The sequence below is a fragment of the Geobacter sp. SVR genome (assembly GCF_016865365.1).
Classification (GTDB): domain Bacteria; phylum Desulfobacterota; class Desulfuromonadia; order Geobacterales; family Pseudopelobacteraceae; genus Pelotalea.
Window position 1 is genome coordinate 2374379 of record NZ_AP024469.1, and the last position, 15588, is coordinate 2389966.

The following is a 15588-nucleotide window of genomic DNA, read 5'->3' on the forward strand; positions in this document are numbered from 1 at the left end:
TCAAAGCCCTCTCGGGATAGCCCGTAGAATTTCAACCTGATCAGCGAATATCTTTGACCAGACATTCGCCAGTCGGTCCTCAAATACTGCTCTGGCATATCTGACAGGCATATCAGATGATGGTGACCAGCCAAAGAAGCAACGCATTTTCACGAGAGCTTCATCCATGGAGTCTCCCATCGTTAACAACTGATTGAGGAACACCACGGCGCAGGTATGCCTTAAGTCATGGGGTGTTATGTTCGTCTTGCCAGTTCGGTCTTCCAATTCCTTTAAGGTTGCTTTGGACAAGTGCTTACTGATTTTCGAGAAGAGCTTTGTCAACGCCTCGTGGCTCATGGGCAAATTAAATTGCGAGTTTATAAGAAAGGAGTGCTCAGGACGGCCACGACAATTCTCGATGTAAGACTGAACCAGGATAGCTGTAGATTCGCTGACCGGTATCTGACGATACGAGTGGGCGGTCTTTATCGACGGTTTGTTATATCGTACATCATCAAGCTCATAGGGATTTTCAGTAACATTAAGCCAATAGCGTGTCCGCTGATCTCGATTGTCAAACGAACTCTTAACTGTGTCGACCGGCAGAATCAAAAGCTCGCCACGCCTTAATCCCATATTGAGCAGGATGGTAAAAATGACAAACACGCGCCAGCGTGTTTTTTCACCTTTGCGCTTCAAGTACATTCGCCGGCAAAGAGCGGATAAAATTGGACTGTCTGGGCTTTGCAATCCTTAATTGGCTATAGAGCGTTTCCAAATAATTCAGTTTTTGCTGGATCCTTCGAAATTTCGTGTTTGAGAAGATTTCGCCTTTGGATCGCCACCCAAGTATGCCGGAAACAAAATTTAACGCCGTGCGCCATTTCTGTTCGCTGTTGAAATCTAAGGATCGGTTGCGAATTGAAACAAAAAAGGCCTCAAGCACTTGCCCGAGGCCAACTATATCGAGATTGCCCAGCATATCGTCCAGCGAGCCAGGGCCATTCATTTCATCGGCGAAAGAGTATAGTAATTCTATGAACCGCAATTTTTGAGTTTGAGTTGAATGCTCAAGATTTGAAAGGAACAGAGTGGTCCATACCGTAGACCAGTAACGAGGTAATCCGAGTTCGTCAACCAACAACGGACCGGATAATGCAGAAGGAATATCCTGACCACCGAGGAATCGATACATCATTACCTCGCAACATTTATTATGACTATTTATAATCTAACAATGTTGCGGACCTAATGACTCATTTTTATCTAAAATGCAACACAAAAAAAATGACGTCTGGCGCCCATAAGCTATATTATGTCAAGTTGGCTTATGGAGTAAGTCTAGTGATCCATTTTATATTTTGTAATCTATTCCTTTTCTCCCTTCAGAAGTTGCACCACTCATTTCTTCAACTCCCTTCCTTTTTTTTGAAAATCCTTGGAAGTAAAAGTTACTCGCTAGCCTTTTCCTTTTCTAGCCGGTCGTCCCGGCGTCATCAACCTTGTTTTCCATGTAATGATCCGTCCGTTGTGGCCGTTGCTTTCCCTCCCGTGCGTTCCAGCTCACCCCACATCTCAAAACTAAACTAAGGCTGAAGGTGCAATTACTATGAAAGTCACTTGTAACCCTACTCCTAATCTAATTCGTGTAGACCATCGTCGTTGGTTCGGTCTCGGTTCATTCCGTCCGATTTGTCACTGTTATACGTGTTGTGGCCCTTTTGGTGTTCTTGAGGTTGAGGAGCTTGATGATTTCTTTGCCCGCTGTCGGTCTTGCGGTCAATTTTATGATTATTCTCCCCCTGGCCATGTTCGGCCACCTCTTCCAGCCGTTTCTAAGGTCGTTTCTCGGCTTCGTCCTAATGGGACCCTTTCTCGGCACGTTTGTCCTCTCACAGAGGCTGATAATCAGCTTGATTTCAATTTCGAGGAAAATTTATGAAAACTGCGTATTGCGATGTTTGCGGGGGTGTCGTTTTTCTGCCGGAAAATGGCGCTTTTGGTGATTGTCTTCTTTGGGCGGTGTTCCTGATCGGAGGTATCCTTTGAGCGAATTTCCTTGCAACGAAATTCCCGGCCTTTCTCGTCGTGGTCGTCGCCGTCAACCTGATTCAAAACGTTCGTCCGGTATCGCTCTCCGTCCTGATCAATGGGCTTATTTAGAACTCTGGTTCCCGGGTGGCAAACCTACTGCTCAGGTTGAGTCACTTCTTGATAGGGCTATGCTTTTTTGGCCCGCTGGTCCTAATGCCTTTGGTCATGCTACGAAAAAAGGGAGTGCAAAATGAACATGCCCCCGGTCAATGACAAGGGGGCGGAAACTATCTCCGCTCCCTCTTCGAATCGGATTCTAATAGATTTTTGCTCTTGGACTCTGAAGGTGGATGATCCTTTGAAAGCCTTGGAATTGTCTGGTTTTGACGTGGGATTATTCACTGATACCAGTATTGGGGGCATGGGCTATAGAAAATCGCTTCGTTATCAAAACATTGTCGTCTTTTACGATGGCAATGAAGGCATGGGGTGTCATATATCCATGACTGGTAAGGGCTGTCGTCAGTATGAACAGCTTATGGGGGGTAAACCTCATTTATGGGACTATCTTTTTAAAGATGTAATCCACGCTGGTGGTACCTTCACACGTCTTGACCTTGCTATTGACAATGTTGATGGTCGCCTGTCTCTTGCCCGTCTTCGTCATGCTGTCGAAACTAAGTCTATCCGTACTCGGTTCAAGCGTTATCGTGAATTTAGGGAGGGTACTTTATCCCGGACCAGTAAAGAAAAAACCAGTGAAACAATTCAGCTTGGCTCTGTTGAGTCCCGCCTTCTTATCCGCTTCTATGACAAGGCTACCGAACAGGAAAAGAAGCACGATCTTGAACCCGGTTCCCTTGGCCGTTGGGTCCGTTGTGAATTGCTTCTCCGTGCTGAACGCGCACAAGAGGCTGTTCGTCATGTCTTGAATGGTGTTGAAATACCCCGCCTTGCTGTCTCTGCTCTGAATACCTATATGGCCGTTGTTAAAGTCACCAGTGAAAACCTATCTCAGTGCAAAATGCGCCGTTGGTGGTCTTCTTGGCTCAACTGTACCGAAAAAATAAAACTTACCTGCGACAAGGCCGTTAAATATGTCCTTGATATCATGCAACATGTCGAACGTCAGTATTCTGCGACATTCGCTATGTTTAAGAAGCATCTTGGTGTTGCTTCGTTTCATGACTTCGTTGGTAACTTGGTTGATATCGGTAAAGATAAAATGACAAAAAAGCATCAACTTATATTGTCTCAATCCTCATATTTTGGCGGTGAACTTCCATTTTGATCTACTTTATATATACTGATTTAATATAAAATATATATGTAGTTCATATTGAATATATAACTATATGTCGTGTTATTGTATCTCCATAAGATGTTAATTCATTCGGAGGTACATAAAATGCTTTTCCCCACTCCCGTAAAATTCATCAAGTCGGAAACGAAATCCGGCGTTTCCAAAAAGAACGACAGGCCTTACGAGATAGTCGAGGCAACAATTTTTGTTCCTGATCTCGGTCGCGTCAAAGTTCCTGTCGTCGGCTCTCCCAAGCTCCCCGACCCCGGTACAACAATCCAGCTTTCCCTTTCCGTCGAACAGGGTTCGTTCCAGTCGCTTCGCGTTGTGTGGGACTCTTCTTCTCAGTTCAAAGCTGCTTAACCGGTTCCCGCTCGGAGGTTGCCGAAATGCTTATGCTTGTCTCTCGATATGTCGCCTTTGCCCTTACCGGCTCTCGGTTCGTTCTTACATGGGTTTCGTTTGTGGTCGTTGGTTTGATCGCTCTTGGAAAATATGCGTTTGCGGATGTTGGTACCTGGACTCCGCTGGTCACGTCCACCATGTTTGACGGTATCCATGCGGACATGCTTACAACTTCCGGCGGGATTCTTTCCGTTCTTCTGATCATTCTCGGTATTGGTCTGATCGTTAAGGTTCTTGCCCGTTAGGGGCGTATTCTATGAAAGGAGGTAAGGTCCATGACACCTGTAACTATCGATGACATGTTCACGGCCGTCAACATTTCCGGTGTGTCGAGCAACGTGGGTACCCTGCTCATTAGTTTCATCGGCATTAATCTGTTGTTCCTTGGTGCCTACTACGTCAACAAGACTATGACCAAAGGCCGCGCATAACCTACATCCGGGCGGGGGTTGGGGTTGGGGGCTTCATGCCCCCTCCCCTTCCCCCGCCCCGGTGTCCTCTCTACTTCCCTCATTCGAGGTTTATATATGGACCCGATGAAAATTCTTTTTACCTCTGTTTCTAACCTTACGGGTGGTCTTATTAATGACATGACCACGCTGCTCGTTGCTTTCGTCTGCCTACAATTCGTTATTTTTGGTTCCCGTTGGGTTCTCGATGCTTTCGAATCTCATATGGATAAGAAGGCTTCTGAAAAAGCTCTTGATGATGCCAGATATTATCACTCACGTTTATCTGAAAGGACCGGTGACGTGTTTTCGAGGGACTTTTGTAGAGCCAAATATAGGGACGCCATAAGGAGGGCCGTTCGGTGAGTTTTGACGTTTCGTGGTTCGGTTATGGTGCTGGCCTTGTCATGGCTGGTTGGATGATCGGTCAGGTTGTCAGCTATGTCTTTTCCGCTATACGGAGTGTTCGATAATGTCCGCTTATTTAGTTGGCTATTGTGTCGGTCTTGCTCTTGGTTGCTGGTTCGCGGTTTGGGTCTTCGGCGGTATCTCTCGTATTCTTGATAAGGAAGGTGGGTTAATGCATCGAATTGTCTTTGTTTCTCTGTTCTTTGCTCTTTGTTCTGGCTGTGCTGGCCGTTCTCCTGCTCCGTATATACCAGACCCATGGAGCCATGAACAAATCATTCGTTGGCAGCAATCGAAATTTTACTTTTGAGGCAGACCGTGAAACGTCAGAACAGCATAAAACGTTACGTCATTACAGCATATGTCGCCTTCACGGTCTGTTTTTTTCTTTCTTCTGTATCTTCAGCAATGCCAGTTTTACCGTCAGGGAATAGTGTTTTGTATGATTGGCCCCTCTCTAATCCATATCAGATTTGGGCTCAGGATGGTGAATTTACCGAATGGCTGACGCCTACGTACTCTATTAATGTTGAATCATCTAATCCTTTACCTTGGCGGAATTCCAGTTTTTTGGGTGGAAATGGTCCTGATAGTTTTAGTAATTACCATATGTATGCTTCTAATAGGATTAGTTCTGCTTTTATTCTTCGGAATCAGGAAATTTTGCGAACTACTTACCTTGACCCCGCAAAATCTTCTTTTTCAAATATAAGTACGAAACTTTCAAAACTTGATCAAAAGGTAGATAATTTGCAACCTCAAGTGATTACGCAATCAATATCTTTTCTTCTTGGTGCTTTCGTTGCTATTGCATTTGTGGTGTCCGCATCAAGGCGTCTGTGAGGTTATTACAGTGATAACTCTTCCTCCGGGATTTAATATAAATCTTCTTTTCAGTGATTTTCTCAAGCTTTCTCTCCCATTCGTTGGCATTGCTTTGATGTTTGCCGCTGGTTATTACATTCGCCGTATTATGAGGTCTTTCAGGTGAACATTTCCTTTAACAAAATTCGTCTTTACGCTCTGGCCGCTGGCTTTCTCGTCCTGTTTTTTCTGATAGGACTTGTAAAACAGGTGCTTTTCCATGCGTAAATTCCTTGCTGCTATTGTTCTCGTTTTGTGCTGTTCTTCTGTTGCGCTTTCTTCTTTTTCGTATCTGAATATCCCCACTTGGTATCTCGTTGCTGCTGTTGCTTTTCCTCCTTTGTTTGTAAGTGCGCCGGGGCTTGCTCTTGCTATGAAACAGGGTGAGTCCGGTTCTGTTACTACTGTTGGCGATATTCTTCGTCCTTCTAAGGCTGCTTGGATCGACCTTACATTGCCAGTTCCTGCCGTAGTTGAAAAGAATGTAACAGCGAAAAAAAATCATGATCAGGTCAAGGGTACTGTTAATAAGAATCCTTCTCAGTATCCTAATTTAAAGTCAGCTTTACAAACTCAACAGGGTCTTGTTTCCAATGATACTGGCGGGGCTACTACTGCTTTGGTTGGAAAAATAGTCTGTTTTGGATCTACATATTATCAGCTTGATTCATACGTAGCTACTTATATTTCTTATGTAACTAATACTGCTACTCCTGATAAATTAACAACTCCTATTTTTATATCAGGTAGAATCGCGCTTCCTAAGATGTCAAGTTTAGTTCCTTATTATAGTCAATGGGTTGTTGATATGGCGCAATATACATATCATATCGTTATCGCTCCACCCTTTGTTGATACAACTCCTTCTCAATTTGCTGCAAATATTTCTCAAACTGGTTTTGGCGGTCTTGTTAAAAGCGTGTATCAGCCTGAACTTGATAAAATGATGCAAGACCCTGATTACGTTCCTACGTTTACCGATGATTCAACTGGTGGTGCTTTTTCCTCTCCCACAAATGTTGCTACTCCCGCTCAGGTTGCCGCTTACAATGCGAATGGTCAGGCTTTGAGTGATGCACAAAGGGCTGCCGATAATGCAAAGCAGGCTTATATGAATAGTGGCGGTGATCCTGCTACCGGTACGGGTGGTGATGCTTCTCTTTATCAAGCATATCTTGGTGCTCAGTCTCATGCCTCTGGTGTGCAGGCACAACAGGCTCAGGCTGCTGCCGATCAGGAAAAAGAAGAAGAGTCTGTTACAACTCCTTCCGGTCCTTCTAACCCATACGGCTCTGATTCTTCTTACGACTTTGGCGCTCGTCTGAACACTTTCATTACGTCTATGAAAGTATCCCCTCTGTTTTCCCTTCCCTCTCGGATGATCGGCACAATTCCCGGTGGCGGTACTTCGGTTATGGTCGTCAACTGTGGCCGGTTCGGTCAATTCAGTTACGACTTCTCTTCATCATTTGGAAGTGGCCTGAATGTGCTTAAATTTCTGGTCATGCTGGCGTTTACTGCCGCCGCTGTTCGAATCGTAACGCTTGGTAAGGGGTAATCATGCAATCCGTTGTTAACGCAATCTGTAGCTTCCTCATGATTGCTCTGAAATGGCTTCTTGACGGCGCTGTCGTCGTTATTAAGAGCGTTCTCTATTTCATCTTTGACGGACTTCTTACGGTCATTCTTGCGATATTTCAAGCGATTGATTTGTCCGCTTTGCTGACGACTTCGGCGCTGTCTTGGGCTGGTCTTCCCGATCAGCTTATATGGTTTCTCAATGCTGTAAATGTTCCTCAAGGTCTTACTATTCTGCTTAGTTCTATTGGTATCAGGATGGCGATAAACCTTATTCCTGCCGAGTTTACGAGGTTGTAGCTATGATAATTGCTTTTGTTGGTACTCCGGGAAGCGGAAAGACATATGAAGCTGTCAAAAAGATAGTAGACAACCTCAAACTAGGACGGAAGGTCTATACAAATATTGATGGATTGGAGCAGGATGCTTGCCGTGAAATGATTAAGAATCTTACCGGCATGGATGATTATACGCTCTCACATCATCTTCATCATTTAACCAAAGCTGAAACATTTGAATTTTGGAACGTTGCTCCAAATAAGTCACTAATCGTTCTTGATGAGGTTCATAAATGGTTTAGTAACCGTGAATGGGATAGCAAGAAGAATAAAGAAATGGCGGATTGGGCTTCAACACATCGTCATTATGGTTATGATGTCGTTCTGATAACTCAGGCTGTCAATAAGATTGATAGCCATGTAAGGAGCCTTATCGAATGGTCATATGTTTATAGAAAGGTTAACTTTCTCGGTGGTGCCGTCAGTCAAAAATATATTTGTTATTCATATTCAGGCGATGAGACTACGGGGCAGCCTCTCTCAAAGAATGTTCGTACCTATGATTCTTCTATTTTCCGCTGTTATAAGAGCTATGCCGCCGATGATGTGAAAGAGTTGAAAATCATGAAGGGTGTGAATATCCTCAGGCATCCTGTGTTCTTTGCAATCCCGCTGGTTCTAGCGTTCACCATATATATGATCTTTGGTAAGTCGTCCTTTGCTTCCGGTGATCTGTTCGGAGCCAATAAAACACTTCATCGAAACGATAAAAAGCCGGCTGCAGCATCAAAACCTTCTGCTTCCTTGCTTCCAGCTCCCCCTTCCCCTCCTGTTCAGCGTCCATTGTCGTCTTCGGTTCAGTCTGTCCATGCTGCATCACTTCCGGCTACTACTATGCCTGTGATACCTTTTCGTTCTATGTCGAGTAATTTGGTTAGGCAGGATCCGAAAGCAAAGTTTGCCTTCGGAAAAGGTGGGTATATGTGGACCGATAAGACGGGTATGGTACATCTCACGAATCAGCCGGATTTAATACCGCCTGGGACAAAGTTCCGAGAACTGTAAATAAATATCTGATAACGGAATGCTGCGGCTTCGGAACGTAACGAAGTGGAGTGGAGAAACGTAAAGCATGGAGTGTCGCTGCTGCGATCGATGAGTTCTGAATATTCACCTGAAATTTTTATGCCACTACTGTTTTAGAACCATGTCTGCTCTCTGTATGGTTCATAAGTTTTACAGTTTGGAAACATTGAGCACACCCAGAATCTTTTCCCTTTTTCGTCTCCTGATAGCTTTTCCTTGATTTTCATTTCATTCCCGCATGATGAGCAGGTTTTTATAAATTCATCTTCTCTTAACGCTTGTTTCCTTCTTTCTGTATAATTAATAGATTCGTTTCCGATGTATTGCTTTTTTTCTCCTGATATATAAGATATTACTTGGTATTGCCCTATTATTATATATAGCAGCGATCCTAATGGCGGTATTACGAGTAGAATAAGAATCCAAATTAATTTATTATTATTTTTGAAATCATTTTTAATAGCATGTGCTATGCTGTAAATCCACGCTGCTATAAACAAAATTCCTATTATTATTATTGTTATTCCGAATCCTGCAATAGTAGCCATTGCTTTTCCTGTTATTCGTTTTTATGCCGCTTTTCTTTTTATAAGTTCCTGCGCGAATTTCGTGTCTTGAACATTTCTGAATACTCGTTCCCTCGATTCTTTGTCCATATCTTCAAGCATTTCTTCAATAGCTGCTATTGTTTTGTCTTTGTGTTTCTCTCGTCTTTCTCCGAAAACCATTTCTGCAAGTATTGTTAGTGTTTTGCTTGGCTTGTTACTGCCTCTTAGTAGTCCGGATACATGGCTTTGGTCAATCCCCAATTTTTCTGCAATTTCGCGCTGTTTTATCGTTTTCTGTTTCACCATTTCTGCAAGTTTTTCGAAAATTAGACTCATTCATTATCTCCTTGCAAAATATGACTCATTCATATATATGTCTTATACATTAATTTTCTTTGTGAGGTTTTCCTGTGAAGCGAACTAATCAGCTTATTGTCCTGCTTTCCGATGATGAACTTGCACGTCTTGAGCGGTTGGTTGAGAGTCACCGATTGACCGGTGATAATGCCTCTAAGTCTTCTGTTGTTCGTCGTGCTCTCTTTACGCTTCCCGTCCAGTCGCCACTTCCTTTTTCTTCTCCTGGCATTGTTAATGGCCTCTAGCCTTTTTAAATATCAAATTACTTCGCATAGTGACGGTCTTGTCTCTATGTCGGTCAGCTTTCCGGAAGTGATGCTTACATCATTCCTGTCTTTCTTGGGAATCAAGGAGCGTCAATCCCCCTCCTTATCACGCGAGGAAATGGTCGCTCGTTCTAAGAAAATATTTCAACAAAACGTTGATCTCGTTTCGTCAGTTTATGACCGTCTTCTTCCTTCTTGTGATTCTCCTCGTGCCGCAATTTCTGCAACACTCTCTAGTTTGCGTAAAAACTACTCTTATTTTTCATATGAAAGTGTCAAGATTTCCCTTCGTTATGCTGGTCGTCTTAAAGGTACAGGTCTTTAGTCTTTTTAACATTGTATTGGTTTGTTGTCTACCTTCGTCTCATAGCTATATTATGTCAAGTCATCAGATACACCAGCGCCCTGCTGCTGCCAGCAGCAGAAAAAAACAGGGGCGCACCGCATCATCGGTACACCCCTCTTTTGAAACCGGAAGTAAAATCAGATTACCCCAGCCGCTTATCGATCACCCTGGCGGCTTTGCCCTCTTGGCGCGGAATACTGTTCGGCTCGACCAGCTTGACGGTGACGCCGACTCCCAGGACCGAGTCGATTTTCTTTTCGACCATCTCCAGAAACGCACGCTGGCGCTTCATCTCGTCGAAGAAGATGTTTTCGGTCACTTCGATGCAGACCTCAAGGACATCCATTGCCCCCTTGCGGTCCACCACCAGCTGATAATGCGGTTCGCATCCCTCTATGGCTATCAGTACCTCTTCAATCTGCGACGGGAAGACGTTGACACCTTTGATGATCAACATGTCATCGCTGCGCCCCATGGTCTTCTTCATCCTCACCATGGTGCGCCCACAGGCGCATGTGGCATAATCGAGACTGGTGATGTCCCGCGTGCGGTAACGGATCATCGGAAAGGCTTCCTTGCTGATGGTCGTCAGCACCAGCTCGCCTACACTACCCGGCGGAAGGACCTCGCAGGTATCCGGATCGATGATCTCGGCGATGAAGGCATCCTCGGAGATGTGCATGCCGCACTTGTGCTGGCATTCTCCCGCCACGCCCGGCCCGATGATTTCGGAAAGCCCGTAATTGTCCGTGGCGCTGATCAGCAGGCGCGCTTCGATTTCGCGGCGCATGGCCTCCGACCAGGGCTCGCCGCCGAACAGCCCCACCTTGAGCGAGAGCGTCTTGGGGTCGATCCCCTGCTTTTCGATCCTGTCGGCGATCGTGATGGCGTAGCTGGGGGTACAGACCAGAGCGCTGGTTTTGTAATCCTGCATGATCATGATCTGCTTGTCGGTATTGCCGCCGCTCATCGGTATGACCGCCGCTCCGATGGTCTCGGAACCGTAATGCAGGCCGAAAGCGCCGGTGAACATGCCGTAGCCGAAGGCGATTTGCACCACGTCGTCATGGGTGACGCCCGCTGCCGTCATGAAGCGCGCAACCAGATTAGACCACATTCTGAGGTCGTTTCTGGTGTATCCGACCACGGTCGGTTTGCCGGTGGTACCGGATGAGGAATGGATGCGGACCACTTCCCTGAGCGGCACGGCGAACATGCCGTAGGGATAGTTGAGGCGCAGGTCCTCCTTGTAGGTAAACGGCAATTTTGCAAGGTCTGCAAGCGAGGTGACATCCTCGGGAACAATCCCCAGCTCGTTGAACTTGCTCCGATAACAGGTCACGTTTTTATAGGCACGGTTCAGAGTGGCCTGAAGCCGCTCGAGTTGGAGCTGTTCCAGCTCCTCCCGGGGCATTGTCTCGTGCTGCGGATCCCAGATCGGTCTTTGCATACGCTGCTCAGTTCCCGCAACCCAGGGCATCCGCCACCAGTTGCCGTACCTGCTCGATGGCCGCCTCGATCGGCAGCTGCAATACTTCCCCGGTTTTCCGCACTTTAAGCTCGATCTTGCCTTCGGCCAGCCCCTTGCTGCCGACAACCAACCGCAACGGAATGCCGATCAGGTCATTATCCTTGAATTTTACTCCCGGGCGCTCGTCGCGATCGTCGAACAACACTTCGATGCCCAGTTTTTCGAGCTTGAAATAGATTTCTTCCGCGGCAGCCATGACCCCGGCGTCCTTGGCGTTGACCGCGACCACTGAACAGTGGAACGGTGCGATCGGCAGCGGAAAAATGATGCCGTTCTCATCGTGGTTCTGTTCGATTGCGGCAGCCACGGTGCGGCCGATGCCGATGCCGTAGCACCCCATGAAGATGGTCTGCTCCTTGCCGTCCGCATCTAGGTAGGTGGCATTCAGGGCCTGGGAGTATTTTGTCCCCAGTTTGAAGACATGCCCCACCTCGATGCCGCGCCACATTTCCAGCTTGCCGTTCTCGCAGCGGGGGCACGCGTCGCCGGATTGGACGTTGCGAAGGTCGATGTAGCGATCCGGAGCGAAATCGCGGCCGGGGTTGGCATTGATATAATGCATGTCCTTCTCGTTGGCGCCGATCACCGTATTGGCCAAAGACTGCACCGCCAGGTCGGCCAGTACCGGCACCGGCCGCTTCAGCCCCAGCGGCCCCAGGAATCCGATCGGCGAGCCGGTAATTTGGAGGATCTCTTCCTCGGTCGCCATGCGGATCTCATCCCACCCCATGCTGTTCTTCAGCTTGATCTCGTTGAGTTCGTGATCGCCACGCAGGATCGCCATGACGAATTCGCCGGCATCCGAGGCGTACACCAGTGTCTTGATGGTCTTATCGGTGCTCATACCGAGGAAGGCCGCTACATCGACAATGGTCTTCATCTCCGGAGTGGCCTTCTTTTCCAGCGACAGCAGTTCCACGCCGACGGTCGGCTGCAGCGGACGCGCTTCGGCCTTCTCCACATTGGCGGCATAGCGGCAGGCATCGCAGGAAACGATGGCATCTTCGCCCGAATCGGCCAGCACCATGAATTCATGGGAGGAAGAACCGCCAATGCTGCCGGTGTCGGCTTCAACTGCCCGGAAATTCAGGCCGCAGCGTTCGAAAATGCGGTGATAGGCGTTGAACATCTTGTTGTATGAACCGTCTGCCGCAGCGCTGTCCACATCAAAGGAATAGGCATCCTTCATGATGAATTCCCGGCCGCGCATCAGGCCGAAACGGGGACGGATCTCGTCGCGGAACTTGGTCTGGATCTGGTAGAAATTGATCGGCATCTGGCGGTAGCTCTTGATCTCGCGCCGCACCATATCGGTAATGACCTCTTCATGGGTGGGCCCCATGCAAAAGTCATTGTCCTTGCGATCCTTGAAACGGAGCAGCTCCTTGCCGTAGAACGTCCAGCGCCCGGACTCCTGCCACAGTTCGGCCGGCTGCACGCTCGGCATCAGCATTTCGATGGCATCGGCCCTGTTCATTTCCTCGCGCACGATTGCCTCGAATTTGCGGATCGAACGCAGCCCCAGCGGAAGATAATTGTAGATGCCGGCGGCCAGTTTGCGGATCATGCCGGCGCGCAGCATCAGTTGATGCGAAATGACTTCGGCGTCGGAAGGAGTTTCCTTGACGGTGGGGATAAAATAGCGGGAATAAAACATTGCTACCTCTTTCGTATGTAATGCTCCGGGGCTGCTAGAGCTTTTCTATCTCCTCCAGGAGTGCCTCAGCCAGCTTGTCTTCCGGCACCTTGCGGACGATCTCGCCGTTGCGGAACAGGAGCCCCTCCCCTTTTCCGCCGGCAATACCAACATCGGCCTCGCGGGCCTCGCCGGGACCATTGACCGCACAGCCCATGACTGCAACCGTGATCCGTTTGTCGACACCCTGCAGGCGGCGCTCCACATCTTCCGCCACCTTGATCAGGTTGATCTGGCACCTGCCGCAGGTGGGGCAGGAAACGAAATTGACGCCGCGCTGGCGCAGCCCCAGGCTTTTCAGGATTTCGTACCCTACCCTGACCTCGTCCAGCACCTCGCCGGTCAGGGAGACCCGCATGGTGTCGCCGATACCGTCGGCCAGCAGGATACCCAGGCCGACCGAGGACTTGATCGTGCCGGAAAAGATCGTGCCAGCCTCGGTAATGCCGATGTGCAGGGGATAGTCGACCCGTTCCGCCAGCAGCCGGTAGGCCGAAACGGTCTTGAGTACATCCGAGGCTTTGAGGGAGATCTTGATCTCCTGGTAGCCAAGGTCTTCCAGGATGCGGATATGTCCCATGGCCGATTCAACCATGGCTTCGGCCGTGGGATGGCCGTAACGCTGCAACAGCTCCTTTTCCAGTGAGCCGGCATTGACGCCGATCCGGATCGGTACCTGGCGTTCCGCAGCGGCCTTGACCACTTCGGCCACTTTCCAGTGTTCTCCGATATTGCCGGGATTCAGGCGCAGACCGTCAATGCCCCCCTCCAGCACTTTCAGGGCCAGCTTGTAGTCGAAATGGATGTCGGCGATGACCGGAATGGGGCTGCCCTGCTTGACCTGTGACAAGGCCAGCGCGGCATCCATGTCCGGAACGGCGCAGCGCACGATTTCACAGCCGGCGCCGGCCAGAGAGGTGATCTGGTTCAAGGTGGCGGACACGTCGCGCGTGTCGGTGGAACACATCGATTGCACCGAGCAGGGTGCTCCCCCGCCAACCAGGACATTGCCTACTTTTATCTGTCGTGTCGTTTTTCTCATAGAAGCGGCATAGTAGCCAAAGAGAGGCTGAAAAGTCAAGAAAGACAAGCCGTGACGGCCCCGAAACAGGTGCGGCGCTGCCGGTCAACAGCAGCGCCGCACGTAAGGCTGGCAGTTCGCTTTCGGTCTCAGGCGAGCCGGTGGGCGTAGAGCGGGAAGCGTTTCATCAACTCGTTCACTTTACCCTTGATCTCGACCAGTTTATCGTCATTACCGATATTGGCAACTGCATCGGCAATGAATCCAGCCACCAGATCCATCTCGGTTTCCTTGAGGCCGTGGGAGGTGGCAGCCGGGGTGCCGATGCGGATGCCGGAGGTCACGAACGGAGAACGGGTCTCGAAGGGCACGGTATTTTTGTTGACCGTGATGCCAGCCTTGTCCAGAGCCTCTTCGGCTGCCTTGCCGGTAATCTCCGTGCCGGAGAAGTCGATCAGCATCAGGTGATTGTCGGTGCCTCCGCTGGTGAGCTTGAAGCCACGCTGCATCAGAGCTTCGGAAAGGGCCTTGGCATTCTTGACGATCTGCTGCTGGTAGACCTTGAATTCGGGCTGCAGCGCCTCCTTGAAGGCAACCGCCTTGGCCGCGATGACATGCATCAGCGGTCCACCCTGAATACCGGGGAAGATCTGCGAATTGACGGCCTTGGCGAATTCTTCACGGCAGAGGATCATACCGCCGCGCGGGCCGCGCAGGGTTTTGTGGGTGGTGGTGGTAACGAATTCGGCGTACGGCACCGGGCTGGGGTGCAGGCCGGCTGCCACCAGTCCGGCGATATGGGCCATGTCGACCATAACCACGGCGCCTACCTTGTCGGCAATGGTACGGAAGGCGGCGAAGTCGATGATGCGCGGATAGGCGCTGGCGCCGACCACGATCATGCGAGGCTTGTGTTCCAGGGCAAGGCGCTCAACCTCGGCGTAGTCGATGGTCTGGGTTTCAGCGGAGACACCGTATGGCACGATGTTGAAGAAGCGGCCGGAGAAGTTGACCGGGCTGCCATGGGTGAGGTGCCCTCCATGGGAAAGATTCATTCCCAGGATCGTGTCACCCGGCTTGCAGGCGGCGAAATAGACCGCCATGTTGGCCTGGGAGCCGGAATGGGGCTGCACGTTGGCATGCTCGGCGCCGAAGAGCTGCTTGGCCCGCTCAATGGCAAGGGTTTCGACAACATCGACCTGATGGCAGCCGCCGTAATAGCGCTTGCCGGGATAGCCTTCGGCATACTTGTTGGTCAGCACCGACCCCTGGGCCTCGAGTACCACTTCCGACACGAAGTTCTCGGAGGCGATCAGTTCAAGATTGTATTCCTGGCGTTCGGTCTCCAGGCGTATGGAGGCGGCGACTTCCGGATCAAACTGTGAAAGAATCGACATGAAGGAGCTCCTTGAAAGATTTTTTGTTTCTGAAAGAGA

16 protein-coding genes are annotated in these 15588 nt (G+C 49.1%); 8 read left to right on the forward strand and 8 right to left on the reverse strand.

Features of this window, described 5'->3' with window-relative positions:
* The gene (locus tag GSVR_RS10985; protein WP_203978651.1) at positions 1 to 681 is read right to left on the reverse strand and encodes a site-specific integrase; all 681 of its coding nucleotides are present in this window, start codon (positions 679 to 681) and stop codon (positions 1 to 3) included.
* The gene (locus GSVR_RS10990) at positions 665 to 1180 is read right to left on the reverse strand and encodes a hypothetical protein (protein WP_203978652.1); all 516 of its coding nucleotides are present in this window, start codon (positions 1178 to 1180) and stop codon (positions 665 to 667) included. The genes GSVR_RS10985 and GSVR_RS10990 overlap by 17 nt, the downstream gene beginning before the upstream one ends.
* Positions 1181 to 2266: 1086 nt before the next feature.
* Between GSVR_RS10990 and GSVR_RS10995 the strand changes: the two genes are divergently transcribed.
* From GSVR_RS10995 to GSVR_RS11030, 8 genes are all read left to right on the forward strand, one after another.
* Positions 2267 to 3307, forward strand: coding sequence for a replication initiation factor domain-containing protein (locus GSVR_RS10995; RefSeq protein ID WP_173200628.1), 1041 nt, complete (start codon positions 2267 to 2269; stop codon positions 3305 to 3307).
* A 117-nt stretch (positions 3308 to 3424) separates the two neighbouring features.
* Entirely contained in the window at positions 3425 to 3682 is a 258-nt protein-coding gene (locus tag GSVR_RS11000) for a hypothetical protein (protein ID WP_173200626.1), read from the forward strand.
* Positions 3683 to 3708: 26 nt separating this feature from the next.
* Entirely contained in the window at positions 3709 to 3969 is a 261-nt protein-coding gene (locus GSVR_RS11005) for a hypothetical protein (protein WP_173200624.1), read from the forward strand.
* A 30-nt stretch (positions 3970 to 3999) separates the two neighbouring features.
* The gene (locus tag GSVR_RS11010) at positions 4000 to 4155 is read left to right on the forward strand and encodes a hypothetical protein (protein WP_173200622.1); all 156 of its coding nucleotides are present in this window, start codon (positions 4000 to 4002) and stop codon (positions 4153 to 4155) included.
* A gap of 744 nt (positions 4156 to 4899) precedes the next feature.
* Positions 4900 to 5424 (forward strand): hypothetical protein, encoded by a 525-nt coding sequence (locus GSVR_RS11015; RefSeq protein ID WP_173200620.1) that lies wholly within the window; start codon positions 4900 to 4902, stop codon positions 5422 to 5424.
* A 241-nt stretch (positions 5425 to 5665) separates the two neighbouring features.
* Positions 5666 to 7003, forward strand: a complete 1338-nt coding sequence (locus GSVR_RS11020) for a hypothetical protein (protein ID WP_173200618.1) — start codon at positions 5666 to 5668, stop codon at positions 7001 to 7003.
* A gap of 2 nt (positions 7004 to 7005) precedes the next feature.
* Entirely contained in the window at positions 7006 to 7323 is a 318-nt protein-coding gene (locus tag GSVR_RS11025; protein ID WP_173200616.1) for a DUF2523 family protein, read from the forward strand.
* 2 nt (positions 7324 to 7325) lie between these two features.
* The gene (locus GSVR_RS11030) at positions 7326 to 8366 is read left to right on the forward strand and encodes a zonular occludens toxin domain-containing protein (protein ID WP_173200614.1); all 1041 of its coding nucleotides are present in this window, start codon (positions 7326 to 7328) and stop codon (positions 8364 to 8366) included.
* A gap of 134 nt (positions 8367 to 8500) precedes the next feature.
* Here the strand turns inward: GSVR_RS11030 and GSVR_RS11035 are convergent, their stop codons facing one another.
* From GSVR_RS11035 to glyA, 6 genes are all read right to left on the reverse strand, one after another.
* Complete coding sequence (locus GSVR_RS11035) at positions 8501 to 8935, reverse strand: PLDc N-terminal domain-containing protein (protein ID WP_173200612.1); 435 nt, start codon at positions 8933 to 8935, stop codon at positions 8501 to 8503.
* Positions 8936 to 8956: 21 nt separating this feature from the next.
* Positions 8957 to 9271: a helix-turn-helix transcriptional regulator gene (locus tag GSVR_RS11040; RefSeq protein ID WP_173200610.1), complete on the reverse strand. Its 315-nt coding sequence runs from the start codon at positions 9269 to 9271 to the stop codon at positions 8957 to 8959.
* Between the two features lie 775 nt (positions 9272 to 10046).
* Positions 10047 to 11354: a phenylacetate--CoA ligase family protein gene (locus GSVR_RS11045; protein WP_173200608.1), complete on the reverse strand. Its 1308-nt coding sequence runs from the start codon at positions 11352 to 11354 to the stop codon at positions 10047 to 10049.
* A gap of 7 nt (positions 11355 to 11361) precedes the next feature.
* A complete protein-coding gene (locus tag GSVR_RS11050) occupies positions 11362 to 13092 on the reverse strand; it encodes a proline--tRNA ligase (protein WP_173200606.1) in 1731 nt (576 codons plus the stop codon).
* Positions 13093 to 13126: 34 nt separating this feature from the next.
* Complete coding sequence (gene ispG, locus GSVR_RS11055; RefSeq protein ID WP_173200604.1) at positions 13127 to 14173, reverse strand: flavodoxin-dependent (E)-4-hydroxy-3-methylbut-2-enyl-diphosphate synthase; 1047 nt, start codon at positions 14171 to 14173, stop codon at positions 13127 to 13129.
* Between the two features lie 128 nt (positions 14174 to 14301).
* A complete protein-coding gene (gene glyA, locus GSVR_RS11060; RefSeq protein WP_173200602.1) occupies positions 14302 to 15549 on the reverse strand; it encodes a serine hydroxymethyltransferase in 1248 nt (415 codons plus the stop codon).
* Positions 15550 to 15588 lie beyond the last annotated feature (39 nt).

Bases quoted from the DNA above. Each gene is read 5' to 3' on its own strand.
- GSVR_RS11030 (WP_173200614.1), top strand. From the start codon at position 7,326: ATGATAATTGCTTTTGTTGGTACTCCGGGAAGCGGAAAGACATATGAA.
- GSVR_RS11005 (WP_173200624.1), top strand. From the start codon at position 3,709: ATGCTTATGCTTGTCTCTCGATATGTCGCCTTTGCCCTTACCGGCTCT.
- GSVR_RS11045 (WP_173200608.1), bottom strand. From the start codon at position 11,354: ATGCAAAGACCGATCTGGGATCCGCAGCACGAGACAATGCCCCGGGAG.
- GSVR_RS11000 (WP_173200626.1), top strand. From the start codon at position 3,425: ATGCTTTTCCCCACTCCCGTAAAATTCATCAAGTCGGAAACGAAATCC.
- GSVR_RS11020 (WP_173200618.1), top strand. From the start codon at position 5,666: ATGCGTAAATTCCTTGCTGCTATTGTTCTCGTTTTGTGCTGTTCTTCT.
- GSVR_RS11040 (WP_173200610.1), bottom strand. From the start codon at position 9,271: ATGAGTCTAATTTTCGAAAAACTTGCAGAAATGGTGAAACAGAAAACG.
- GSVR_RS11050 (WP_173200606.1), bottom strand. From the start codon at position 13,092: ATGTTTTATTCCCGCTATTTTATCCCCACCGTCAAGGAAACTCCTTCC.
- GSVR_RS11010 (WP_173200622.1), top strand. From the start codon at position 4,000: ATGACACCTGTAACTATCGATGACATGTTCACGGCCGTCAACATTTCC.
- ispG (WP_173200604.1), bottom strand. From the start codon at position 14,173: ATGAGAAAAACGACACGACAGATAAAAGTAGGCAATGTCCTGGTTGGC.
- GSVR_RS10990 (WP_203978652.1), bottom strand. From the start codon at position 1,180: ATGATGTATCGATTCCTCGGTGGTCAGGATATTCCTTCTGCATTATCC.
- GSVR_RS11035 (WP_173200612.1), bottom strand. From the start codon at position 8,935: ATGGCTACTATTGCAGGATTCGGAATAACAATAATAATAATAGGAATT.
- GSVR_RS11025 (WP_173200616.1), top strand. From the start codon at position 7,006: ATGCAATCCGTTGTTAACGCAATCTGTAGCTTCCTCATGATTGCTCTG.
- GSVR_RS10995 (WP_173200628.1), top strand. From the start codon at position 2,267: ATGAACATGCCCCCGGTCAATGACAAGGGGGCGGAAACTATCTCCGCT.
- glyA (WP_173200602.1), bottom strand. From the start codon at position 15,549: ATGTCGATTCTTTCACAGTTTGATCCGGAAGTCGCCGCCTCCATACGC.